Annotated in this window: 39 protein-coding genes; 3 read left to right on the forward strand and 36 right to left on the reverse strand. The window is 33.9% G+C overall.

What is annotated here, in order from left to right:
• Positions 1-136 precede the first annotated feature (136 nt).
• The 16 genes from A6049_RS02095 to A6049_RS32435 form a co-directional block, all read right to left on the reverse strand.
• Positions 137-448, reverse strand: a complete 312-nt coding sequence (locus A6049_RS02095; protein WP_063562999.1) for a hypothetical protein — start codon at positions 446-448, stop codon at positions 137-139.
• A gap of 99 nt (positions 449-547) precedes the next feature.
• Positions 548-835: a cyclic-phosphate processing receiver domain-containing protein gene (locus A6049_RS02100; RefSeq protein WP_342671806.1), complete on the reverse strand. Its 288-nt coding sequence runs from the start codon at positions 833-835 to the stop codon at positions 548-550.
• Between the two features lie 350 nt (positions 836-1,185).
• Complete coding sequence (locus A6049_RS02110) at positions 1,186-1,704, reverse strand: DUF262 domain-containing protein (RefSeq protein WP_063563001.1); 519 nt, start codon at positions 1,702-1,704, stop codon at positions 1,186-1,188.
• Positions 1,705-1,731: 27 nt separating this feature from the next.
• The gene (locus A6049_RS02115) at positions 1,732-2,325 is read right to left on the reverse strand and encodes a hypothetical protein (RefSeq protein ID WP_063563002.1); all 594 of its coding nucleotides are present in this window, start codon (positions 2,323-2,325) and stop codon (positions 1,732-1,734) included.
• Positions 2,326-2,359: 34 nt separating this feature from the next.
• Complete coding sequence (locus A6049_RS02120; RefSeq protein ID WP_063563003.1) at positions 2,360-2,623, reverse strand: hypothetical protein; 264 nt, start codon at positions 2,621-2,623, stop codon at positions 2,360-2,362.
• Between the two features lie 102 nt (positions 2,624-2,725).
• Complete coding sequence (locus A6049_RS02125; protein WP_063563004.1) at positions 2,726-3,061, reverse strand: LytTR family transcriptional regulator DNA-binding domain-containing protein; 336 nt, start codon at positions 3,059-3,061, stop codon at positions 2,726-2,728.
• Positions 3,062-3,325: 264 nt separating this feature from the next.
• Positions 3,326-3,508 (reverse strand): hypothetical protein, encoded by a 183-nt coding sequence (locus A6049_RS02130; protein ID WP_063563005.1) that lies wholly within the window; start codon positions 3,506-3,508, stop codon positions 3,326-3,328.
• 216 nt (positions 3,509-3,724) lie between these two features.
• Positions 3,725-4,033: a hypothetical protein gene (locus A6049_RS02135; protein ID WP_063563006.1), complete on the reverse strand. Its 309-nt coding sequence runs from the start codon at positions 4,031-4,033 to the stop codon at positions 3,725-3,727.
• A 45-nt stretch (positions 4,034-4,078) separates the two neighbouring features.
• The gene (locus A6049_RS02140) at positions 4,079-4,417 is read right to left on the reverse strand and encodes a hypothetical protein (protein WP_063563007.1); all 339 of its coding nucleotides are present in this window, start codon (positions 4,415-4,417) and stop codon (positions 4,079-4,081) included.
• 53 nt (positions 4,418-4,470) lie between these two features.
• A complete protein-coding gene (locus tag A6049_RS02145) occupies positions 4,471-4,695 on the reverse strand; it encodes a hypothetical protein (RefSeq protein WP_063563008.1) in 225 nt (74 codons plus the stop codon).
• A 41-nt stretch (positions 4,696-4,736) separates the two neighbouring features.
• Positions 4,737-4,904, reverse strand: a complete 168-nt coding sequence (locus tag A6049_RS33135; protein WP_161490529.1) for a hypothetical protein — start codon at positions 4,902-4,904, stop codon at positions 4,737-4,739.
• Positions 4,905-4,940: 36 nt separating this feature from the next.
• Positions 4,941-5,285, reverse strand: coding sequence for a beta barrel domain-containing protein (locus A6049_RS02150; protein WP_063563009.1), 345 nt, complete (start codon positions 5,283-5,285; stop codon positions 4,941-4,943).
• Positions 5,286-5,328: 43 nt separating this feature from the next.
• Complete coding sequence (locus tag A6049_RS33695; RefSeq protein WP_063563010.1) at positions 5,329-5,769, reverse strand: hypothetical protein; 441 nt, start codon at positions 5,767-5,769, stop codon at positions 5,329-5,331.
• A gap of 64 nt (positions 5,770-5,833) precedes the next feature.
• Entirely contained in the window at positions 5,834-6,187 is a 354-nt protein-coding gene (locus A6049_RS02160; protein WP_063563011.1) for a hypothetical protein, read from the reverse strand.
• 60 nt (positions 6,188-6,247) lie between these two features.
• Entirely contained in the window at positions 6,248-6,376 is a 129-nt protein-coding gene (locus tag A6049_RS34320; protein ID WP_275078603.1) for a hypothetical protein, read from the reverse strand.
• A gap of 522 nt (positions 6,377-6,898) precedes the next feature.
• Positions 6,899-7,816: a DUF3298 and DUF4163 domain-containing protein gene (locus A6049_RS32435; protein ID WP_205411980.1), complete on the reverse strand. Its 918-nt coding sequence runs from the start codon at positions 7,814-7,816 to the stop codon at positions 6,899-6,901.
• Between the two features lie 229 nt (positions 7,817-8,045).
• Here A6049_RS32435 and A6049_RS02175 point away from each other — a divergent pair, with 229 nt between their 5' ends.
• Complete coding sequence (locus A6049_RS02175) at positions 8,046-8,411, forward strand: hypothetical protein (RefSeq protein WP_063563013.1); 366 nt, start codon at positions 8,046-8,048, stop codon at positions 8,409-8,411.
• 73 nt (positions 8,412-8,484) lie between these two features.
• On the opposite strand, the gene A6049_RS02180 is transcribed toward A6049_RS02175, so the two are convergent.
• From A6049_RS02180 to A6049_RS02255, 20 genes are all read right to left on the reverse strand, one after another.
• Positions 8,485-9,210: a tRNA(His) guanylyltransferase Thg1 family protein gene (locus A6049_RS02180; protein ID WP_063563014.1), complete on the reverse strand. Its 726-nt coding sequence runs from the start codon at positions 9,208-9,210 to the stop codon at positions 8,485-8,487.
• A 234-nt stretch (positions 9,211-9,444) separates the two neighbouring features.
• Positions 9,445-9,759: a hypothetical protein gene (locus A6049_RS02185; protein ID WP_063563015.1), complete on the reverse strand. Its 315-nt coding sequence runs from the start codon at positions 9,757-9,759 to the stop codon at positions 9,445-9,447.
• A 42-nt stretch (positions 9,760-9,801) separates the two neighbouring features.
• Positions 9,802-9,978, reverse strand: coding sequence for a hypothetical protein (locus tag A6049_RS33140; RefSeq protein WP_161490531.1), 177 nt, complete (start codon positions 9,976-9,978; stop codon positions 9,802-9,804).
• 525 nt (positions 9,979-10,503) lie between these two features.
• Positions 10,504-10,692 carry a hypothetical protein gene (locus tag A6049_RS02190; protein ID WP_063563016.1) on the reverse strand — a complete coding sequence of 63 codons (189 nt, stop codon included), beginning with the start codon at positions 10,690-10,692 and terminating at the stop codon, positions 10,504-10,506.
• A gap of 116 nt (positions 10,693-10,808) precedes the next feature.
• A complete protein-coding gene (locus tag A6049_RS33145) occupies positions 10,809-10,976 on the reverse strand; it encodes a hypothetical protein (protein ID WP_161490532.1) in 168 nt (55 codons plus the stop codon).
• A 297-nt stretch (positions 10,977-11,273) separates the two neighbouring features.
• A complete protein-coding gene (locus A6049_RS02195) occupies positions 11,274-11,507 on the reverse strand; it encodes a hypothetical protein (RefSeq protein WP_063563017.1) in 234 nt (77 codons plus the stop codon).
• A gap of 103 nt (positions 11,508-11,610) precedes the next feature.
• On the reverse strand, positions 11,611-11,751 hold the full coding sequence (locus A6049_RS33150) for a hypothetical protein (RefSeq protein ID WP_161490533.1): 141 nt from the start codon (positions 11,749-11,751) through the stop codon (positions 11,611-11,613).
• 39 nt (positions 11,752-11,790) lie between these two features.
• Positions 11,791-11,955 (reverse strand): hypothetical protein, encoded by a 165-nt coding sequence (locus tag A6049_RS33700; protein WP_205411981.1) that lies wholly within the window; start codon positions 11,953-11,955, stop codon positions 11,791-11,793.
• A gap of 3 nt (positions 11,956-11,958) precedes the next feature.
• Positions 11,959-12,177, reverse strand: coding sequence for a hypothetical protein (locus A6049_RS02200; protein WP_063563018.1), 219 nt, complete (start codon positions 12,175-12,177; stop codon positions 11,959-11,961).
• A 36-nt stretch (positions 12,178-12,213) separates the two neighbouring features.
• Entirely contained in the window at positions 12,214-12,465 is a 252-nt protein-coding gene (locus A6049_RS02205; protein WP_063563019.1) for a hypothetical protein, read from the reverse strand.
• Between the two features lie 47 nt (positions 12,466-12,512).
• The gene (locus A6049_RS02210) at positions 12,513-12,803 is read right to left on the reverse strand and encodes a hypothetical protein (RefSeq protein ID WP_145921887.1); all 291 of its coding nucleotides are present in this window, start codon (positions 12,801-12,803) and stop codon (positions 12,513-12,515) included.
• A 61-nt stretch (positions 12,804-12,864) separates the two neighbouring features.
• Positions 12,865-13,086: a hypothetical protein gene (locus A6049_RS02215; RefSeq protein WP_063563021.1), complete on the reverse strand. Its 222-nt coding sequence runs from the start codon at positions 13,084-13,086 to the stop codon at positions 12,865-12,867.
• A gap of 111 nt (positions 13,087-13,197) precedes the next feature.
• Entirely contained in the window at positions 13,198-13,356 is a 159-nt protein-coding gene (locus A6049_RS33155) for a hypothetical protein (RefSeq protein ID WP_161490534.1), read from the reverse strand.
• 175 nt (positions 13,357-13,531) lie between these two features.
• Positions 13,532-13,873, reverse strand: a complete 342-nt coding sequence (locus A6049_RS02220; protein ID WP_063563022.1) for a hypothetical protein — start codon at positions 13,871-13,873, stop codon at positions 13,532-13,534.
• 252 nt (positions 13,874-14,125) lie between these two features.
• Positions 14,126-14,359 (reverse strand): hypothetical protein, encoded by a 234-nt coding sequence (locus A6049_RS02225; protein WP_063563023.1) that lies wholly within the window; start codon positions 14,357-14,359, stop codon positions 14,126-14,128.
• 48 nt (positions 14,360-14,407) lie between these two features.
• A complete protein-coding gene (locus A6049_RS02230) occupies positions 14,408-14,710 on the reverse strand; it encodes a hypothetical protein (RefSeq protein WP_063563024.1) in 303 nt (100 codons plus the stop codon).
• 498 nt (positions 14,711-15,208) lie between these two features.
• Complete coding sequence (locus A6049_RS02235; protein ID WP_063563025.1) at positions 15,209-16,441, reverse strand: hypothetical protein; 1,233 nt, start codon at positions 16,439-16,441, stop codon at positions 15,209-15,211.
• A 109-nt stretch (positions 16,442-16,550) separates the two neighbouring features.
• On the reverse strand, positions 16,551-16,799 hold the full coding sequence (locus A6049_RS02240; RefSeq protein ID WP_063563026.1) for a hypothetical protein: 249 nt from the start codon (positions 16,797-16,799) through the stop codon (positions 16,551-16,553).
• Positions 16,800-18,253: 1,454 nt separating this feature from the next.
• Positions 18,254-20,500: an AAA family ATPase gene (locus A6049_RS02250; RefSeq protein ID WP_063563028.1), complete on the reverse strand. Its 2,247-nt coding sequence runs from the start codon at positions 20,498-20,500 to the stop codon at positions 18,254-18,256.
• Entirely contained in the window at positions 20,497-21,537 is a 1,041-nt protein-coding gene (locus A6049_RS02255) for a tyrosine-type recombinase/integrase (protein WP_063563029.1), read from the reverse strand. Before A6049_RS02255 ends, A6049_RS02250 begins: the two co-directional genes overlap by 4 nt.
• 140 nt (positions 21,538-21,677) lie before the next feature.
• On the opposite strand from A6049_RS02255, the gene A6049_RS02260 reads away from it, so the two are divergent.
• Complete coding sequence (locus A6049_RS02260; protein WP_063563030.1) at positions 21,678-21,872, forward strand: hypothetical protein; 195 nt, start codon at positions 21,678-21,680, stop codon at positions 21,870-21,872.
• Between the two features lie 23 nt (positions 21,873-21,895).
• Positions 21,896-24,490, forward strand: a complete 2,595-nt coding sequence (locus tag A6049_RS02265) for an RNA dependent RNA polymerase (RefSeq protein ID WP_063563031.1) — start codon at positions 21,896-21,898, stop codon at positions 24,488-24,490.
• Positions 24,491-24,513: the final 23 nt, after the last annotated feature.

Consider the following 24,513-nt stretch of genomic DNA (forward strand, 5'->3'; position numbering starts at 1 on the left):
TTTCGTATATGTTTTTGGCTTCGGACACTTCTCTAAAGGAACGCCAATGTTATCAATACTATAGCCCAATGTACAACTATATGGATTAACTGTACCATGTTCTATTCGTAAAGCTTTGCAATTCTGACATGTCTTTTTAATGTAATCCTTCCTCCTTCGCTCCATTTTTTTCTTGGTATTTTTCAATCACTTCATTCTTAATATCTTTAAAATTCAGTCTCAAATCAAGAAAGGTGATATCTCTGCCTAAAAGCGCTTCAGTCGCCTTTTGCAAAGCTGTGGATTCAACTAACATAGTGTCTTCCTGAAATTGCTTATACGCTAAATAATCGGTATTATCACTGATCCACCATTTATCGTTCTCATACTTCTCCATTACTTCTAATAACTTTGATTGAACCTCTGTCTCATTAGTCATAAGTTCAACATACTTCTGATTTGAATACATTGGATTCCCCTCTCTCCGTAAAAGTTAATCTCCAGAATATCTATTCACTGTAATAGGATAATGATAAATCTCAATATCCTCATTAATGAACCCTCTTCTTTAAGCTGCTAACAGAGTCTCATACATGTTCTGTCGTCCTACAGGATTGTCAGTATGTATGTGGATCTTATCTGCCTTCAGTCCATGCTCACAGAAGTGCTTCACCAAGTCATATCCATTCGGCAACTCTACACCATCTACATCCTCGCCCAGATTGTGGTCTAATGTAAGAATAGCCACCTCTCTAGTCTCAAGTATGTGTATGGCTTCATAGTATGTACGAGCGACCACAAAGCCTTCTGGACAGTCTCTGAGGTCGTCCACGTAAAGGTTGATCTTATCTGTCATGGTCGCACATCCTTCCTCGTGAAACACATCTTTTACTTAGACCTGATATAGAAAAGACTTGGTGACAATAGACCCAATATTATAACAACAATGAATACTTGTGCAGGATGCAAAAAGTAAGTAAGAGTCCAAGTAGCTGCTACTACTACTGACAGAATGGCTAATGGAAGGATTGATAGTGCTAATATTTCTTTTGCGATTTGAGACCTGTTCGTCTTCTGCTCTTTAAATTTCTTGAATTTCTGCTTTAACAATTCCCACATAAGATCTGGATATTGATTTGAAGAAAACATATGGTCACACCTTTCAGAATAAGTTTGTATTTACTTTCAGTTGAAATAGCCATTTGATTAAGACTCAGCAGCCAATAATCCAGCAACTCGATCTAACTCATCTTGACTGTGAACAGTGCCTCCACTATTCATCTGTAAATACCATTCAAGCACTTCTTTACGAGTTTGAAGGTTATTAACATGAAAACTCAAGCGTACCATCATTGGAATCTTATCTTCAAAGTCTTTATAAAAGTGACCAAATGCTTTAATTTGATTTCTAAGGAACCCAAGACATGCTGTAAGACGTTGTAAACCATCAACGCATACAAACCAGCCATCTCCTTTTCCCTCTGTTCCTTGCCATTTAGTATGATTAAAGTAAATATCTAAACCAGACACTCCTTCGCGTAACAAGTGCTCTATATAAAGTTCCTGTTGGCGCAAATTCCAAACGTATCCGCGTTGAAAGTCTGGAATTAATTCCAATCCCATTTCTTCAATATATTCGTCAAGTGTACTCTCCAAATATCTTAAAGACACGTCTACTGAATAATTGTTGCACTGTATGTATGGCTTAATCTCTTTAAATTTCACATTTAGTCTCCTCTCTATATAAAACAGTCATTTTATTACCATTCGAGAAGTCTTTTTTCCTACTGACCAGTCTATACTAGAAACATAATTGTTAGTAAGCTTCATTGCACTAAGTGCTTGACTAGGAGTCTGATGTCCACCATTTGTCAAGTTTTCACCAAGGAAATCCATCACGTTGGAGCCGTCTCCGACATTCTCACTACATAAAAAGGTGACAGCAACTTGGTCATCTTTTGGTAGATAGTGCTCTACTGCTCCGGTAATAGAACTGATCGAATAAACTTCAACCTCATCATTTTCATTTCGTCCTCCGAACAGTAAGGATACTTTATATCGCAATGGATCAATCAAATAAGCCTCTTTAAGTTTGTAACGGTCGAATAGTTGTTGAAATGCTTGAAGCCATAAATCAAAATCGTAAGTTTTCACCTCAGCGATATCATTTAAGACAATATCACACATGTCCTTTCCTCCAGCGTATGCAATAAATGCTCGGTTGTCATAATTTAAAAACTTCTGTAAATCCTCTTGTTGTACTTCCTTTGTTTCTTGATCTACAACTCTTCCATCAGACATGACGCAACAATATTTTTCTTTCGCAATAACCGTAATTAAACTCACTTGATATTCCTCACTTTCAGTCCAGTTAAAATAGTTATTTTAAATACTTTAGATACAAGTAGCTTTTAAGCTTCAGTATTAGCCCATCTCCTAATGTACGTGGGAAGTTTCTTACTCCTCTTAGTTCTACTAAAAGGAACCAGAGACTATCCTTTTGTAAAAGGTTGCCTCCCTCAGAAATGTCGATTCCGTACTTGTCAAAATCAATGTATCGATATAGGGCATCGACCTCTTCTTCTGTAAAAGTAACGTGATATAAATCTTGTTGTTGTTCTTGTGCAATTAGTTTAATGTCCATTTTTCTTCTCCTTCTCTATGAAATAAACCTTTCAATCGAACATATGTATACCATGACGCCGCAAATCTATAACACTATTATACGGCGACATGTTAAAGATAACTAGGTAAGATTCATTATCTCTTCTTCAATCTCTTTGAATCTAGCTGTAGATACTGATGCCTCTTTCCCTTCGCTGAATACAAGCTTTCTGTTCATTGGATCAATCCTTTTGACTTTCTTTAGGTTTACAGCAACTCCACCATCAGAAACCTTCAAATGTCCTACATCTGTTAGAAACTTAACAAATTCTATTTCACTAAGGATACGGTACTCACCATTTTCTGTTGACACCTTTTGTATTGAACCGTTTATCCCAGATCTAAGTATATACAGTATTTCTTCTATGCTTATCATCTTTGTTTCCTTAGTTTCTATATCCATTACAGGAATATTCATTATGATTTCACCTCACAAAAGATATAGTCTTTCTCATTTACAATACGAAGTTACTGTTTCGAGTACGCTGTTTCCTTTATATGAATTATATCATTATTTAATATATTATACAATATATATTTTAATTCTTAAAAGAGACGATTGTTAGTCGCCTCTTTAGGTGTTCACTTATATTTATGTATTTGTGCTGCTTCTTTAAGGGTAATCCATCTTCCGCTCTGATTCATAACCCATAGCGTCCCATCTGCAAAGCGTCTACCATGCTTAAACATTGTAATAGTGCTCTCTTCCTGTTTCTTGTACGATTACATTGATCTGCTTCTTTAATTGACTTGTTAGCGAATAGACTCTATCCATAAGCACATAAGCCATAGTGTCTTTGCAACGTCCTTCTTCTTTGATAGTTTCAACGATTTCTCCGTTAGCAATTAGGTTATATGTGTTCACATTTTATCCTCTTTTCGTATATTTATTGTTATTAGATATTGTAAAAGACTTATTTTAAAAGCTTTTTCATAATTTCTTTTGATCTCTCTATAGCAGCATTCATTTTTTCTGCTTGCTCTTTGGACGGAATACAGTCGTCTTTCCCACACCATGGAGTTTTAATTGATGGATTACACTGGCACATTGAAAAATTCAACTCCTTTTGAAATACTTCTTTTATTCAAGTCTTGCACCTTTTGATAACTCTTCTTTAACGATATTTATTTTATCTTTTATAAAAGTATCAAGTGCCTCTAACACTTGCAAGAATCCCCCATCGTTTACGAACTCCTCTTCGAGCAGCGTCACACTCCATCTGTCAAACGTCTCTGGAAAGTCAGCTTTTAAACAATACTGAAAGCCTGTCCTGTGATAAGGCTCTATTAGTTGAATATATAAATCACTACTCTTCAAAACGGTTACGCCGTTCCTTGACCAATCCTCTGCCATGTCGTACTTGTATGATAAGATTTTAAGGTAGTCCATTGCTTCCCTCCCTATTAAGATAAAAGAATCCTTTCATCAACTTATTTAACAGGCCAATGCTATTCGGATGAAATTAAGTGCCCGCCTTGTTTGACGAATAAAAGTATTGACCGAACCCACATTGAATTTACTGAAGTCTAGAGTGTATTCACCATGAACAATAATTGGGTTATGGTCTGCTACATTTTTCAGTTTATAAAGTAAATTATCTTTAGCATCAAGATTTACAGTTCTCAGAATCTTTACATTATTCAAAAATTCTTCTGTAACATCCTTACCAATTACAGCATTCGGGTCGATATAATCCACTCTTATAGTTCCATCATAGTTTGCACTCACCAAAATACTTCCATGCCCTAGAATAATTCTGTTATCTATAATCATTTTATCTTCATCTCCTTGTGAAATAATCTTTTGATCAAGACTTTAAGCTAAATTTAGCTTTCATATTTTCTACTGGCAATCTCATATAGGATACTATTTATTACAATGTGTGGATCTCCTATCTTTCCCATTACTTCTTCAATTCTTCTTATAGTAGAACGAACCACTCCATCAACTAAGACATTTTCATTTTCAAATCTATAGTCCTTCACCTCATGAAACGCTTTTTCAAGTTCAACATCACTAAGACCTTTTACAACTCTATCAATCGACCCCATCTAAAATAACCTCCAATTTGTTGGTAAAATATTCATTTGATTTAGACTAGTGCATCTATAATTCTTTTGGCAATTTCACCTAAACATTCTTCACATAAATGGTGGGGATGTTGGTCACTACTGATACCCAACAAAAACATGGCATCTTTTCCACATTCGCAGACTTTATTGGTGTCCCCTTCCGGATCAATTACAAAAATATTTCTCATGTTCTCACTTCCTATCTTATAAAAAGATCATTTCAACTATTCATTAATGATCTGACTGATTCTTCTGAGTTGGTCAAGGGTTAGATCGACTTTGCTATAAGTATCGAACTTCTTTTTGATATTTCTGTTCAACCTAGTAAACTCTTCTTCATCTAAAATTTCTTGCATTGAGAAATAGAGTTCCCAATCAGGTTGAAAATTTGTGTGCTGCCTTTTAGTTTCCATGTTAAATTTAACTGAGTTGTTTACATAGCCTTCTGGATGTACTTCTAAGTATTTTCTTCCAACTTTCCCCACCTTATATTCGACAATGTGCGTTTCTTTACGATATCGCGCATTATTTCCGACTGCTTTAAGAAAAACAGCATCTCCTATTTTCATAAAAAGTGACTCCCTTCTATTCTAATAAGAACGATCTAAAACACTACCTCAATCTGTTTTTGTCGTTATACTTTTGTTTAGCCACATTGAACAGTTCTTCAGAGATAATTGGTTCACTTCCTTCTCCAACTTCTAATCTGAACCTTACTTCTTTTGTTTGAGAGCGCTTCTTCTTTTTGCCGCCATCAAAAACTATTTCTGCATCTATTTCATGTGCTTTCTCATTACTATTTAAAGGGTATTTGTTGTACAGTTTCTCTTTAAATTCATCATTCTCTATAAGATAGAAACTATCTATAACATTGCCTTTTTCATCCCAAATTTTAAATGTCCAATCATGTAGTACTTCCACTATCATTCCATCATACTTTGACAACGACCCAATAAGAAATGTTACATTGTCATACTGAAGACTCTCCTCTGACGCATCAGTGTACTCACATTCCAAAATCTCTATTCCAAATAACTCCAGAATGGCGCTCATCTTATCTCCTCCGTTTGTATTACTCTGCACTCTCATTAAGAAGATTTCCGACCTCATGAAAGGATCATTTTACAATTACTTGTTTGCCGAACCTGTAGCTATGCTTTGTGATTTCTTCCAGCACATAAGTGAAAGCCAAATTGGCGTAAAAGATACGCACTACATCACCAGTACTCGGTTTCTGCGATTTAATTTGTTCTATGAATACTGGATTTGTAATTTCAGATAATTCTCCGTTGTCTTCCTTATATTCAAATGACTTCATTTCATCTGGTAGCTCTGCAATCTCTCTATAAAAATCCAATGCTGGAATCGCGCCAGATCCAAAGCCAGATTTGTTAAATGCTTTTTCGATGCTTTCACCTTCAATAATATTTGTCGTACCATCCATCCACTTCAATTCGAATAATTTTTCCATTCGACTCATCCTTCTTTCTTGATCAAATTATAGTTTCACTTACACTGTAATTAAGTCTCTTTAAAAAACAAACACGTCATCATCCTCGCACAATTCCATAAACATGTTACGCTGCTCTTCAGTTGGAAAGCCATATGTATTCTCTGTAACTATACCAAGAATCTTCTCAATGACAACCACTTGATACATTGTGATCACCTCGTGTATTTGATAATCTTATATTATCATAAATAATATTGAATGTATACATATTTTTATTCTTAATAAAATAAAAAAGATGCACACAGGCATCTCTGTTTTACTATAACTTTTTAGTGTTGTTGCTCATATACTCAATATAGTCTTTCTTGCATCTACCTCTCATAAAAACTCTTGCTCTACAGCTTTTCAGTGTGCAGACATCATAATCAAAACTATCCATTTCCTCTTTGGTCTTGAACGTTGTAGCCCTCATAATTTTCTTAGCAGTAACCTTTTCTATCTCGTTTAGTCTACGTTCTTCACACACGATACACATTCCTGACTCATTACCACTATTTCTATAATTATTACATTTTTCACTCGAACATTTTACGATATTCATATCTTTCACCGCCCAGTTAGTTCTAAGATGTGATATTTACTTATATTTTAACATCGCTGCTCATCTGGGTAAAATTAATCTTTCATAAAAAGAAGACACAGCTCAATGTGAACCGTGCCTATATCCTACTATTTAATTCTCTCAACTTGTACTTTGTCCGTCATTCCATCAACTTTCATATAGTACCTAGATCCGTCCCTGTAGATAATAACATCAGGTCTGTACGAATATCTGTAGGAATATTTATAATCAACTTGTTTCCAGATCTGTCCATTGGCAAGTTCATATAAATTCCCCTCTTCGTAACCTTCGAAATCATCGTCTATTTTAGTTTCTATAGTGTCCGATGTAACTGGAACAGTAGGAACAAGAGGCGTATTATTGCTTGATGTGAAGGGAGTAGCGTTTAGAGCAGTATATGGGACTTTCACATCTATGAATCCCTCCGAAAATGGGGCAACCTCGTAGGGACTAAATCGAACAACAATACCACCATCATAGAAGAAAAACGTTGAATCGGGGCCAATTGGATAGTTGTCTATACTTTCATCATATATTTCTATACCTGCACGCTTTTGTATACTTAAACCTGCACTTATCGAGACAACTAAGTTACTTATTTGGGCTGTACTTTTTGCTACATCCCCCAAAGTAATAACATTGCCATTACTTAAATTGAAGTTGTATGTAAATGTTGAATATATTTCATGAACGCCGCCCATAAAGGCGCTATCAGTATAGACTATAGATAGTCTCTCATTTTTATTGAATTTTGTACTTGGAGATGTTTTATAAAAATTTTGTTTTGATTGTTTCTTTAATTCTGTGTCTAATTGAACTGCCGTTAATGCGTGAGTTTTTAGTATTTTATTGATCTTATCTGTTGCTTTTTTGTTACCACCCGTAAGTTGGATATACTTTTGTCCTTTATAGTTTAGTACTTTTGTATTAACACTGACAGTAGAAGCTGCGTCGACGTAGTGGGATGGCAAAAACATGATAATAGACAAAATAATGATAAAGCATCGTTTAAGATTAAATTTCATTCTTTCACCTCTACAAATCCACATCGGTTGTGGGCATGGCTCATTAAGTAGGTCTAAAGAATTATATGCTGATTCCCCAAATTTAACAATATGAATTTAAATATCAGTATATAATCAAACTTTCATATTCATCCAGCAAATTTTTTAATTAAATTTTCATTATTGTAATATATTGTCTATTGTAGTATCCTAAAAATGTAATATATTTCATTAAAAAGGAGAGGTTTACATGAGAAAGAAAATGTTTATGCTTGGTCTAGTGTTGATATTAAGCTTGATTGGTGCTTCATCAATCTTCGCAGAGACAAACAACGCTACCGTGTCACCTAGTAAATTGTATGACGTTACGATTCCTGTCACAGGGAAGGGTCAATATGGCAGATATGGTCTTGAGGTAACAAAAGGACAAGTTCAAGCAGTATTGAGTGAACAAAATGCAGACGGAAGTTGGAGCAACGTACATGATTTCACGATTTACACCTCTACTAAGTCATCACATTATATCGATTATTGGATGAAAAACGGAACTAGATATGCGGTTTCTCTTTTCGCAGTAAAAGACACCGAATTGGGTCAAGGATACGTTAGAAACTGATTGTTCGTTTACGAGGGGCTGATATTTTTCGGCCCTTTTTTAATTTGTGTGCAATTCAACTTTCATAAGAATTCTAAACAAACTTCTCAATATAGCTTCGATCTTGAGTAAAAATCGGGATATCCATATCTACATCCCATCTAGTCCTTGTTGCTACCCCGTTTTCTGTTTCTAGGCTGAACTGTTCTTTTGTAATGCAAACTCCACGTTTTTGCCATGTGGGAATGTCGTTCCAGTTAATGTTTCTTTCTTGAAACAGTTTCTCTTGTAGTTGACTGCCATTTAGTCCTTGCAGGGCTTTATGAGGAAAGTTGGACTGAGCAAACATAGATACACTGTTTTTTGATGCTTCTTGTTGTCTCCAAATAAAGTAGTTAACTACCTCCTCTTTAGGCAATACAAATGATCTACAATCAAACAGTGCGGGTTTATCTATTACTCCACGAGTTAAATCATTGAACTTATATGTAAATAAGGATGCTGCAACAGAGACCATCTTTTGTAGATTGTTATCGAACCAAGACTCTGTAGTTACCTTGTGGTAGTTAGTTAATAGAAACGAAACTTCATCGCTTTGATGATAAGCAACTTTAACTCCCATCATTTCTTTAGCAACATACTTTGTAGTTTCCCAAAAGCAATCTGCCAGGTAACTGCTGAATGGTCTTTCTAATCCCTTAGTGTATGTCTGAAACGCTTTACCATCAATCCGTAAGATTATAGGTGTTCTCTTAATTAAATAGATTCTAGACACGTCCTCGTATCCTTTCATGCGATCTCCCAAATTGTCTTTTTTCATTAGCAATTTCCCCTTATTAGTTTATGTAAAATAACTGTTTCATTTGGATTCACACAACCATGTACTACAACCACATCCAGTACATTGTTCCCACATGTAGCCGCCCTCATCTTCACACATTTCAGCAATTTCTCTCTTACCTGTTTCTAAGCAATCTATCTCTCTTTGACTATAAACGTGAACAAATTGTTCTTGCTCCATCACATCAAACCCTTTCTTGATCAAATCCTGCTTTCATGAGGACATCCCCATAAAGTGATAACCTTCTTCTTGCATGTATTTAATATGTGCCCTTAACTCTCCAAAGCGGAGCTGTTCGGGAGTAAATTTAATTAGCTTCAGATCTCCCTGGTTATCCATAAATCCATACTCATTAGGTTCATTATCCTTATGGTCTTGAAGCATTTTTTGAAGTTCGCCACTGTTAAATGCATCGATTACTTCCAAGGCTATATACTTTTTTTGAGTCTCGTCAACTGTTCCGTCTCTCATATTTTCATAATAGAGATTGCAGAGCATAATGAGACTTTCAACGCGTTTTTTGTTCATCCTGGTTAACCTTCCTTTCTGTGTTAATATGAAATACTTTTTTTACTTGATTAAATCAGTCCGACCAATAGTCTCTTTATCAAAATGGCTTACTGTCAATTCCACAGTACCATTAAATTGAACCTCATTAATTCCACCATTGGAGAGTTCACTTACCCAGTCATTTAATTGCTCAATAGTCATTACTCCGTTGTTAAAAACAAATTTTAGATTTTCCATTAATAGCAACTCCTTTAAATTTTGATGAAATCGTTGTTTCACATAGTCTTATGTATCGTTACAGTACGTTGTTTCTTTTGCTGGTACATCGTTTCTAATTTCCTGATCTAATCATAGCATTATATAATAATAATTACAATACATATTTTTATTCTTAATGTGTTTAATTTCATTTAACAATGAAAATCCTTGATAAAAGTATCATACTGAACTAGAATAATCCTATTGCATGAACTAGTACTTTAGGAGGAGCAGTACACTATGTTTACTGATGCTTTATGAGCAAGAGTACTTTGTTTTGGGTAATTGGAAATTGTCTCGCATTACTAGGATACATATTATACATAACTACGTCTAAGATTGAATACGTGTATGTAGTTCTAACTTTAGCTACAATATTGCTTATAGTTTCTGTATATTTAGTTATCAAGAAGAAATAAAAAAGGAGCTGCTAAGATGCAGTCTCCTCTTTTTGTATGTAAGAGTCTTGTTTCGCTTAAATTAAGGACAACCCCTGAAGGCTGCTTAATTAAGTACCTTTTGTAGTTTAGTCATGACTATGGTGAATAGATCTGTTGCCTTTTGTAAAAGCGTAGTAAGCACACCAGATACGGCATATGAGCTTGAATCTGTGTCTCTAAAGAAAACAACAACATAACCAATAATAAGTACCGCCATAATCATTATAAAGGTTTCTCTCTTTTGCAGTCCCATGAATATGAATACCCCCAAGTTTTTCCTTTAGTATATCATGATCAAATCCTCACTTCATCTTTCTATGAAAGACTAGTTTTATCTAGCAGTAGGTAAGTTCACAAAAACAATTTTAACTATGTACAATTATTATTTTCATTCTTATAATCTTTTTTCGACTCAACTCGATTGATCAGGCCAATAATAAGCCATTTCAGTTCACTAGCATCGATGTATCCAAGTGCAGTTAAAATTAGAAGAGTACAATAAACTGCAAAATACAATTGCCCCAGAGTAACTGACATTTTACCACCTCCTTTCACGCAAAACCGTCTTGATACCATATACTGGATATGATATGATGGTTACTGCGTGACAGGAAGCATTATTCTCCTCGAAGAGATCTAACTTGTGCCTGTCACGTCGTGCTTGCACGACTTGACAAATTCATTTTATTATATTCATTCTTAAAAGTCAACCACTTTGTTTTTTAACAATTACTCCCTGTTAATCTCTCTCCTACACTAAATTCCAATTCATTTACTTATATCTTTTTTCTCAAGTCAGATATAAAATAAGCATTTCATTTAGATTAGTATTTATTAAACACTGTAATACTCAACTTCTAAAATTAAATCAATCATATCTTCAATGTCATCAGCAGCCTTTTCGTTAACTGTGATTTGATTATTATTGATCTCAATTGTGCAGTGATTTGTATGTATTGTACATGTAGGAGAGATTGCAAATGAATGTTCATCCCCAATTACTTCGTATTGCACCCCTTCAGCATCAAGTTTCTTAGTGATTTGCTTAACAATTTTATCAATCTTCATTATTTTCATTCTCCAATTATCATTAATTTATATTTATGCAGTACTATGAGTTAAATTATCATCAATCACGGTTCTTATACTTTTTAATTCGCATAATCATGCACTACTCGTTCTTATTCCATTTCTGATCCACTTCATCCCATACATAGCCAATCTCATGAGCATGTTTCCAAATAACTTCAGTTTCATTTACGACTTCGAAACCCTCTTGCTCTAATATGGTCAACATTTGATTATCATTCATCCAGACCACTCCTTCTATTAATTGATTAGTTAGTTACATTTAAGAATTGATCTTATAAATTTCAATTTGAATTTGATTGCTATTATCTGATCTTGGTAACACGAGTGCAGACAAGTTGTTCGTTTTGTTTACTGCTGTTACAAAGTCTATAATATCTGAAGCGCTATTGGTTGATTTCAATGTAATGACTAATTCATCTTTCATAAACTATTTCACTCCTTCGATTTGGTCATATGGTAAATACATATTCCATCGACTCTTAAAATCAACTTTGTTACTAATGCTGTCAACGATTCTATATTTTCTGTTTGCGTTTGGTTCCCATTTTGAAACTCCATTCGTTAAGTACTCTAATCCTGTTGGAGAAGTGATTAGTGCCCCTTCCCAATGTTCTGTTTGAATCCAGTTTTCGAATGTATATTTCAATACAATCACTCCTATGTATTATTTTATCACTTTGAATCAAGGCAATAATGCTACACTTTCACCAGTCTGTACATAGTAAGCGCGCTGCAAGAAAGTTAAAGTGTGATCAGTTTTACCATACAGTGCTTCCCTTGCTTCTTCTTTACGCCATGCAAAATATGATTCTGGATCGTTTACTCTTACCTTTCCATTTTTAACTTCATCGATGCATTCCAACGCAATGTCAGCAAATAACTCTCTTGTTCTTTGAATTGATTCTTCTGTAAGTTCTACACCAATAAATCTCAAGATTTTCACCTCCATTGTCTATGTAAAACAAGAATTTTATCTGCCTGTTAATAAGCAATACTCCTGTTACAGTCTTGTAGAATGTTTATTAGTTCAGGAATTGTATTTACATTTGCTATTGATAATATGAGTTTAATATCTGCTTCACTTTCATTTGCCATTGCTTCCCAACTTTTTGCACACTGCTTGTAGTCAACTAATTCACTTCTGATAGCGAGGATATGTTTATCAGTTGTTTTCATGGTTAGTGCTTCTTTTAAAGTTTTTTCACTCTCTCTTTTAATTGCGTCATTTCTAGCATAGGTATTTCTTTTAAAGTTTTCTCCCGTTGCCATCATTTATTCCCCCACATCCTCATAAGATTGTTCTTTCATAATGTTGCATATGACAATCTATGCATTAGATTTCATCTTCTTCTGTAAAAGCATCTTCTTCATCTTTAAAATACTTTCGATTTTTGCCTGTGAAACGCTCAAGTTCGGCAATGCAAGTACTGATATGATCTTTTTTATGTGGCACAGGTGAAATCTGATCATAAATTTTATATAAATTTCTTAGTGCAGAGATTGCCTCTTTCATTTCTCCTTGTTTAAAGCCCTTTTCAAAATCTTTATTATTCATACTTGCCACCTCTGTGATTATCTTTTCTAGTTTTTCAACTGCTTAATTTTCCTTTATCTAAGTAGTTTATTAATATTCTTAATTAAAATCTATTTAAAATCACTCATTTACTTAAACTGCCCAACCATCTACAACAGCAGGCAAGAGATGTTTATTTTCTTTAACGAAAGACCTTAGATCCTTCATGTCTTTGAATGTCTTGCCTTCATTTTTAATTCTGCAAATCTCTTTTGCACAAGCCCACAATTTAGGATTTTTCCTTTTCAACATAATTAACATCTCCTTATGAAATGAGTATTTCGACATCTTGTTCCAGTACACCGTTTCCTATGTCTTGCCTGTTCCTTATATTTATATAATACACCTATTGCATATCATAGTCAATACATATCTTTACTCTTAATTATAAAAAAGAGACTCCTTAAAGGAATCTCATGAATAACATCTATTTAAGTTTAACATCCCAGATCTCTACTTCTTCGTCCTCATCAAGTGGTTCAACATAAGTCACCACAACCTGTTTGCCATTGTACTGTTTACGTAGCACCTGACTAAATGCTTTATCTTCTTTAGGTGTAGCGATATCAGTAACCTGTAACACCCAGAAGTGTCCATCTTGATCCTTGGTGGTATGAGCAACATAATAACCGCTACCCTTCATGTAATATACCTTCTCAATCTTCATTTTAACCTGTTTAGTAGCTGGCTCAACTCCATTAGCTAAAGCTGCACTAGCCACCATCAAACTCAGTACAAACACCATCAACATCAAAGTAAACTTTTTCATTCAAATACACATCCATTTCTATTATTATTTTTATTGTTTAATTAATGATTCAACAAGTTCAAGGTGTTGACTGAAGGATAACCCTACCGAAGACCGCTTAGTCTGATTTTGTGAATGCACTCTTTGCTGTGGCTGCTTAAACGTTGAGTATGGATTGGTTTTATGTACTGGATGTATGTAATAGATTCTTAACATGTGATTTCCTCCTTCTTATTATCAATTTATCTATGTGAAAGCCACTTTCATGGACTCTTATTTATGATTAATATCAGATTGAAAAGATTTCTCTAATTTTTTTATTCTATTCAAAATTAGTTTTTTCTCATCCTTGAAAAATGTAATTTGTCCTTTGTTTCCCTCCTTTTCATGAAACATAATTGCTCCTTCCGTATATCTTAATCTGTACTTTAAACTTCTTACATCATGGATTGAAAAAACAGTGTTATATGCATATGATCCTTTATACTGAATATCGATATAAGACATTTGAAAACTCCTTTTTGAATTTAATTGTGATAATGTTTTTATTTCAATCTATGCAAAAACTAATTCTTCTCCAGTTGAAAAAAACTCTTTATAAAAATCTGGTTCATCGACTTCGATAGGCATGATATGTTGCATTCTTGCTATATAAAGCTTCTCGAACATTTTTCGACCATAAAAGATAAATTTTTCATCGGCTATTTGATTGTTGTTTTCCATATAAATAATGGTATATATTCCTTCCTCTGAGATTCTGTGTTTCATCAAATTGTCGCCCATTACGGACAGTTTTAGTTCATTAATTTCTTTTTCAAGACTAGACAGCTCTAGGACAAAATTAACTTTTTCCAACATTATAATTACCACCTTATTAATTAGTATTGTTATTTTCATTCTTTATATTAACGAAGGATCAATGCTCCTACGATTGTTTTACTTTTCAGTGCTTGCTTACGTGCCCATTGTGATTTCAGTACTGCTAATTTAGATTGACTCATTTGGTTTCAGCTCCTTGTTTCGTTTTCCTTTACCTTATATATTCATTATATATGATAAATAATTAAATTACAATACATATTTTTATTCTTAATGACAAATAGACCAACTTTTTTAGAGTTAGTCAAAGGAATAATACTAATGACATACACAACGGTTTTTGTTGTGGATGAAGGTGAGCGACAGCCATGGAGTGAAACGGAATGGATCTCGCCACCTATTATTATCTCAAAAATTATGTATATATTGTACTATTTTATATATATTTTTTTAATACTTTTCTTTTAAGACTTAGGTCCATTTTCCCCAGTGTTTATGCGGGTTTTTTGAAGGGTTTATTGCTTTTGAAGCAATAGATTATAATTCATCATTCAGCCATGACACCAATAATCTTCTCATTCTTTCTGATGGTATGTATATATCAATTCTTTGATTATTTCTAATTGCACTTCTCCAGATCCATTGGATAAGTTCTGATAAGGCAAACATTTCTTGGTCTACTTTTATGTTCATGCTTTTGAAGTATCCTTCTAATATTGGACTGAGGAATCGGTTAACAGTATAGACTAAAACATTTTTGTTTTGATATTTGTTTGTGCTTCTTTCATTTACAGATACGTAACCCTTTGTATAACCTTTCCCACTAAGCTTTGGTTTGAAGTCTTTATAGGTAGTCCACATGTTCTTATCAGACTTTGAATTCATTATATTGCTGAAGTAGTTTAAAGTATTATTCTTTAACTGCCTATGTAAATGTTTCTTATTCAAATACCATGACTTAGACAGTGAATAGTTTCCTTCGCCTATCTTATTTAAGATTCCTTCGTATATATTAATCCTGTTTCTGATTTCTTCTTTTATTTTCTTCTCTGATGAATGACATTGGCTGGTGAATTGATATTTATTCTCTATTCTTTCAACAGACCAGTATTCATAACTAACGCCATGAATATCAAAGTAATATTTCTGTAATTGTGATTTGAACAGATAAGTAAGGATATATGTTTCTTTAAACAAACTAAAAATGTTAGGAGGAAAGTTCCATAACAGTATTACCCCATTATGAATGACTAAGTTATTGTTAAGTGCATATCTCCTCACTAACTGAAATTTACCGTTATAAGTACCCTGCTTATCTTCTTTGGCAGTGTCCCATTGAATTAGACCATTGTCTGCTACTTTCATCCATTCTTTTAATAGCATCTTAGTATCATCTGGTGACACGCTTAACTCTTGGATTACTTCCAATGCCTCATCTAGTACCAATGTATAACCCTCATTATAGATCAGCTCTCTAGTTTCATCCGTTGCCAGCTTAAACAACGCATGGGTGGTTACAATATCCTTTCCTTCAGTTAGAAGCTTATGTAACGAATCTAGTTTAAAATATACTTCACCTTCACTTGTGTAAACCTTTGGTTCAAAGAATTTTCTCGCTACACATGACTGCTTAATACGAACAACCTCATCTAAATATGGAGTAATATAAATGTATTTGTTCTCATCCATATTATTCATTAGGTTTATAGCTGCACTCGTCTTCCCTGTGCCCATCATTGAATCAACAACTTTAACTGTAATACTGTTCATCCTTTCAATTTTAAATGTATTAGTCTCATATATGTAAAACCCTATTTCTAGAGTGTAATCTTATTCTTTATTTAATTAATATTTTTATACTTAAAAGGGAAATAAAAAATCATTTCCCTTTAGTGATATTAAATAGTTTAACAGTATATTCTTCCAAGAATACTCTAATCTGTTCTTGTGCTTCTTTCTCATCTGAAATAGATCCATGTTTATAAGCTTCCATAATTCCTATCATGTCTTCAATTGTATAGTCTACTGCTTGCTCATATGCTTCGTGTTTGTCTGGTGTTATCACTCTGCTGATTAATGACTCTTTGTATTGTTTATCATTGTTGTACGCATCGTTGAAGCTGCTCATATGTGTTACCTCCTCATTCAATGTGTTGGCTACTCTATTGCCATATGTAATCATATTGTATTATACCCCAATCTTATGTAATTTAAATAGGTGAATCAGTAGCCACAGTTAGAACACCGTGACTACCTTAATATATGTATTGCTTATGATAAGACTAACTACTGCATGTCTCCTATTGTAACCTTGTACCTTATACTTGTATTTCCTCCTTTCTTCGTCCCACTCATGCGTTATTGTCTTGGGATGTTGTAGTATGAATAGTAATCTTTCAAAAGTAAAATTTCTATCAGGCTGATTAAGTCTTAGTTCAGCATGTGATGATAGTTCTATATTACCTTGTGATGCTAGTTGAGGTATAAGTGCAAGCAATGTGTCATTGGATAGTGGTTCTGGTATCATGTATTTACCCCCTGTATCAACCTCGTAATGTAATTATAACATATTTAATTATATTTGTACATATTTTAATTCTTAAAGTGATACTAAGATTGGTAAGTGGTATTGGATATAGGGAAGATGAATAGGTAATTGGAATATTAAAAATGAAAATTAGGATTCGAGATTGAAAAGGTGAAAATTAAAATTACATTTAAACTGTGAATGCTTAGGTATGATGAATACAGTGTGAGTAGATTAGTAAGGTAATGAGATGTGGAGTGGATACAATGGTAAGCATATGAATGATGAGTATAAATAGTAATAGAGATGGGTAGATGAGGATGGATATAGTAATTGTGAGATGATATATATAGTGGCCAATTATCAATTAGTTATAATAAGTCATGATTTATGCAAAGTCTGTTACCCAGCGATTATATTATACCCCCACCCCGTATACTGTATGTAAGGTGAAATTTGTTGAAAATTTGAGTTTTTGAAATATTTTTTTGAGATTTATCTTGACAATTGTGCAGCTCAATGGATCGGTTAAACGGATGTCTATAGATGGCATATATACCACACAATATATCTTGTGTAGTATCTAGTAAGGGTATGGGGGCTATTTTAAATCCAAAATCGAGTCATAATTGGAAAATAGTGGCCTAGCACTTCCACTTCCACAGCATGTTTTATTGTATCTTCTCTCCCATATTATTTCCATTTATTTGTAATACCTTTGTAACTATTTACTCTATTTTCATCAAATATCAATCACAATCTCAATCGCAACTAGTCCTTTTCCCCTTACTCCCATCTACCTTTTCAGATTCATTACATTACTGTAACCATCTAATATCGCCTCATATTCTCTCCTATTTCATCCTATTTCCCTTGATATATATAGGCTTTTGCGATACACACTAACGATCAACATACCCCTTAACATCATTTCTATCGTTTTCCCTTGGTACATCTACATTTCTATCTTCAGTGCCACTATCCACGATTGCACTTTAATCGTAAAAACAAAAAGTCTACTGGACAAATTCATCCAATAGACTAATTTTGAATAATTAATTATATTTACTCTCTTTTAACAATTGGCACAAATGTGTATTTCTTCTCTTGCTTTCTACTTTTCTAATGGCAAAGTTTAATGTCTCTGCCTGAGTTAAGAATATACACTTAGATACACTTCTCGTTATTGCTGTATAAATCAAATTAGCACTAATCTGAAACTTATTGGATCTGTCTACTACAATTAACGTTGCTTCGCTAGAACTTCCTTGACTCTTATGTATTGTTAATGCCCAAGCAGATAATAATTGAGCTACCAAGCCTATGTCTAATCTAACCATTTGATCATCAAATTGAATTATAATTCCTTTCTTCTCACTCTCCAGTAAATCATCACTACCACTCTTCTTGTCATCCTCTGTTTTTATATCTATAACTTTCCCTGAATCTCCATTTACAACATCAGTAGCTTCTTCCTTCATGTTTGCTATCTTGTACATATTAACCGTATTGAGTACATAATCTCCAACTCTTATTAATCCATCGTATCCATATTCGTGCTGCTTCTTATTGCCATCAAAAGGATTTACCTGTTCTTGTATGTATTTATTCAACTCTATCGTCCCTATTTTCCCCTTTTTAGTTGGGGATAAAACCATAATATCTTCGGGTTTATACGTATTCAGTAGCAAGTTATAGTAGTGCTTATATCCTTTTTCTATTTGAATCTGATCTACACAGTGAAGCAGAAAATCACTTCCAAACAGCTTCTTACCATCAAAATCATCAGACACAATCTGTTTTCCTTCTCTGATCTTAGTTGCGACATCAAGGATTCCCCCATCGCCCTGTCTGAAGACGATATCTAGTTTAGTCAATGGGATTACTCCACTCTCAATAGCATCATATAGAAAGTTTCCTGCTTGTACCGATAGCAACTGAAAATCATCACCAACGAACAATATTCTCGAATTCGGATTCTTAATCTTAGAAAGTAATGAAGATAGAATAAACACGTCTGTCATACCGGACTCATCAATTATCACAAAATCTTCGTGGATTTCAAGCATCATTTCTTCTTCTTTGTCCATTCCAAAACCAATTCTTCTATGTATCGTTTGAGCGTTAACCCCTGTGTATGTGCGGGTAACCTTTGCTGCTTTAGCCGATGGGGATAGCAAAACATATGTAAGTCCTAGTCTATTCAGAAGATTTACAAGGAACTTTTGAAGTTTTGACTTTCCGGTTCCTGCATAGCCAATCAGTAGGTTGACGGAATGTTTTTGAATATTCCTAAAGAAATCCTTTTGTTGATATGTAAGTCCTTTTGGTATGTCCTCTTTATACTCTTCTTCAATATCTAAAATGTATTTCTCGTGATCAAAATTTAATTCCTCTCCGCTACTCAACATTTCCATCAGTCGTTTGGCTATGTATTTTTCAGCATTGTAGGTTCTAGTTAATGAAACTTTGTCATCAATAAACACTAACCCTTCAGTATCATGAAGATAATCTTCAATTAATGACTCCATTAATTCCAGTTTCTCAGAAGCATTACGCAATAACTCATCCTTTAGTATATATGTGTGCCCTTGCTGCTGGTTATCATCAATCGTGAATCTAATGCCATATTTAATCCTATGAGGATCTTCTTTCTTAAATCCCATTAACTGTGCAATTTTGTCCGCACGTTTAAATCCAAAACCAGATAACTGAGTCAATTCATATGGGTTATCCTCAATTTTCTGGATTGCTAACTCTTTCGAGCCAAACTTTTCCTCAAGCTTTAGGATTATATCATATGTGATGCCGTATTTTCCGAGGCGACTCAATATGTCTCTGTAAGCGATATTTTCAAGAATTCGATCCCTTATCTTTTTGTAAGTCTTAGATCCAAATTGTTTAACTTTTTCGTGTTCGAATTTGTCATCTACAATCAATTTCACAATATCCTCGCTAGGATATGTTTTATAAACTTCTTTAAGTTGCAACTCCGTCATTAAGGTAGCAAGGAATGCTTTTTGTCCCTCCATTGTTTCAGGAACTTCCTGATAGATGGATAACACATTATAGCTTGCTCCATATTTTGCATCTACTTTCTCAAGCTCAATTTGTGCTTCGTATTCAACTCCCAATTCCAAACGCTGCATTACGCCTTTGATGCTAAGATTTCCATACGAGTTCAAAAGTACATTCGGACTATTTGCGTGACAGGAATATATTCTAAAATCATTCTTATTATCTGCTTCTTTTCTTGGAAACATCATCTTTTCCGGTGTTAACTTCAGTTCTATTATACTCAATTAACCATCTCTCCCCTATTTAATAATCTCTCCTGTGCTTCTTTTTTAATTTGAGTCAATGTTCCATAGTTTTGACTTAGAACTAGCTCAATCAACTCTTCTTTCGTTAATCTCTCCAATATAGTATCATCAATTTTTTCTTCCATTCTAAGGCTGATGCTATTGGATAGATCTTCGTTAATGTGCCTATAGTAAGTTTCTGTAGTCGCTATATTTGAATGATTTAAATGTTTTTTTGCTTCTTCTAGTGTTCCAAATCCAGCAGCAACATTTCGCAAACTGTGAAATTTTATATTTCGCTCAGGAGAAAATTCCATCTTGATTCTCAATCCATCCATCATTAGTTGTATAGTTTTAGTAGATAAATGAAATATCTTTCCGTCATTATATCTTTCGTAATATTTTTGCTCTTTAATAAGCATCAGCTCATAATAGAGTTCTTTTGAAATAGGAACAGTGTGTTTTTTTCCTTTCTTGCCTATCACATACACATTATAGTAGCCCCGCTTCTCGTCTAGTCTAATATCGGAGTACTTTATGGAGAGTAAAGTGCTTTTGCGAAAACTTGTTGTATAAGCAAGCCGGATAAATGTCGATTTCTCAATTCCTTTCACTTTGTCTTCTCTAATAATAGAAGCCATTTTCTCAGCTTCATCTAAATATAGAGCCCCACAATGTTCTGAATCATCTGGTAATGATGCAATTTTCACATATTTCGAATTAACCTCATATTCATTTATTTCGAGCCATTCATATAAACTTTGAATGGGTGCTATGTAATTATTAATTGTAATGTTTGAATAATCTGCTGCGTGTTCCTTTAAAAATGTCTGATATTCAGTCACATCGGCATTTCTCACCTTAAGATCATCTTTTTGTATAACCTCTAAATCCTTCCCTTTATACCACATAAAAAAATTTCTCAATGAACGTTCATAGTTTTTCTGAGTATGAATACTGTTAAACTTCTTTAGATATGTTCTAATATCGCTGTAGACTGATCTGTTGTTTAAACCAATAACATTTGATAGTTGCATCGTTCATTCCTCCCTTAATTTCATTATACACCACTTATTTTAAAGAGTAAATATATGTATTGACAAATTAAACGATAAATCTTAATATGAGTACATGGTGATGAACACCAAATATAAAACATACATAGAGGAGCAGCAATTTGAAAAACAAACACAATAAAGGAAATCACTCAACTATCACTTGGGAGGATCAATACTATGATGGATTTGAAGTAGATACATATGAAACGAAGATGGTGTCAGATTGGATGCGAGATGGAATAAATGATTGTGTTGAATACATAGATGTTTTGGATAATGAATATTTCTGGTATAAGAGTATTACAAACAAATAATACATATAGTAAAGGATGTTTGAATGGCACTGGATAAGCAAGTATACATATATAGCGTTGATACGAGCGCCTTCTTTACATTAAAAGAAAGATTATTGCGAAAAGAAATTAACCGAGCAAAACTGAACAACGAAAAAGACAAGGTCAAGGAGTTAGAAACTAGTTTTCGAGCAGTTATAGATTCAAACGTTAATCTAAAGCGAAACTTAAATCCAAATAGTTTGTCTATCAATAACAAAGTATCTCTTTTTGAGTCTTCACTCACTCGTACACTTGGTTTATTAGAAAATCAGACATACGAGGACGTAATTATTGTCGAAACTCATTACTACAGTGTATTTGACAGTCTAGTAGAAAATGGGTTCACTCTAAATGGTGAGGAGTATGTTCCATTTACTGCGTCTGCTGGACAAATTAGAACTAAGAAAACCGTCTTTATGAAAAAGGAAACTTGGGGAAAAGTCAAACTGACTCTAATGTGTGGTCTTACTGAAGAGCGAATCAATAATCACTTTGACACTGGTAAAAACAACAAAAGGCTATATGGTGTTAGCATTAATAAATACTTGGCCTACTTAGCATTATGTTCGAGCGCAACTGATCTATGGGGCAAATTTAATATTGATCGCTCAATCGTTGTGGAAGATTTTGAAACTTCAATCAATACTACCGTGGATTTCGTCGATGATGTCAAATATACAGTTCGTCGAAGAAAAATGGATGTGCCAATTTGCCACACAGATGGCTGCGGAATGATTTTACCCAAGAAGAGCAAGAAAGCATTTATGGTTCGTCTGCCTTGGGTTAAAGGCTTACTCGTTCCCTTCCCTTATGATAAATTTGTGGGGGAGCACAATAGAATTGTAGCTGATATATACGGTAAGAAACATGACATTATTAAAGATAAGATAGAAGTTATTTTCACTAAGTCTCAGTTTAAGATGTGGAAATACTATCAAAGTTGGGATGAGTATAAGTCACTCTACAAGAAATATAACTGTCATGCTAGTGTAACTAACACTGAAGAAGACGAATTAAGCTCTGCTCGACTTTGTTATCAAATGTTGCAAACACTAACTCTAATTTCCGAAGAAGAGTTAGACCAACTTGTGTCGGCTACTCGAAATGACATCCAAGAAACAGTAAGTAACCCTGACGAAATGCTCAATCTGTTAGGGGCAACAAAGGGAAAGTTCGAAGATAAGAACAATCTCCAGCAATCATTATACATATATCCAGAGCTCTTATTAGATCCTCACGTAAAAACTAAACTTAAGGAAGCCAAGGCTAGTTTAATGAGGAAAGTATATACAGGAAAAATCAAAGTCGATGGATGTTATACTTTCATTGCCCCCGATCTGTATGCTTTTTGCGAGTATTTGTTTAATGGGAATAAAAATCCAAGGGGATTGTTGTTAGATGGTGAAGTCTCATGTGTTTCAATACCTGACAGTGAGAAAGTCGATTGCTTGAGAAGCCCGCATCTTTATAAAGAACATGCGGTTAGATCTAATGTAGTTGATGATGTAACTCGAAAATGGTTTGTTAGTAAAAGCGTTCATACATCTATTCACGACCCTATTAGCAAAATCTTAATGTTTGATTGTGACGGGGATAAAGTGACAGTAAGTAACGATAAAACATTAGTAAAAGTGGCTGAAAGGAATATGGAGGGAATCGTACCTCTCTACTATGATATGAAGAAGGCTCCAGCAGAGAAAATCAGTAGAGATAGCATCAAGAAAAATTTAAAAAGAGCTTTCAGCGGAAATATTGGCATTATCAGTAACGACATCACTAAGTTATGGAATAGTGACTCAGTAGATGTAGATCTAGTTAAAATCAGAACTATGGAAAATAACTTTGAGATTGATGCAGCGAAAACAAATTATAAACCAGTTCGACCAAAACACATCAAGACAATGTTTAAACCATTTAATAAAATGAAGATGCCTCACTTCTTTACTTACGAAAAGTATAGACTGAAACCACAAGACAGAAAAAATAAGAAAGCAAAAAGAATTACTGAATCTTGGAGCAACACAACAACGGTTAATAGGCTGAAAAATATGTTTCCAGATGTTCGAATTAGATTTAAATCTGTCTCTGATATGTATGAGTTTGATTATAGAACCTTAATGAGCCAGAGCAGAGATAAAGATGAGATGTATGATGCAGTGTTAAACAAGTATAGAGATTTAAATGACACTAAGTGGATGCTTTCATCGAGGCAGAAAAGTGGTGATATAAATAACACTGACCACCTCCCCGTTTATGTGTACATAAGAAATGAATTGTTACAAATACATAGCGATCCCTATTTTGTTACTGATGTTTTAATCGAGTATCTATATAATGGTTCAAACTCTGGATACAAAACAACATTATGGTCAAGTTTCGGAGATATAATTGTAGATAATCTCAAAAAAAATCTAGCCTCAAGAATAAAGCTATGTGAAAGATGCAATACCGTAATTGATAATAATAGAAATAAAAGTAACAATTCTAAGAAATATTGTGAAGGCTGTGGAAAAATCGTGGACAATGAGAAGAAAAAAGAGAGAAATTTAACTTATAGGAATAAAAATAATAAAAAGTCGGAAACGAGAATTGGCTGAAAAATGAAAACCCTTGATACATA

Origin of the sequence: Paenibacillus sp. O199 (assembly GCF_001636635.1) — a bacterium.
GTDB lineage: Bacteria > Bacillota > Bacilli > Paenibacillales > Paenibacillaceae > Paenibacillus > Paenibacillus marchantiae.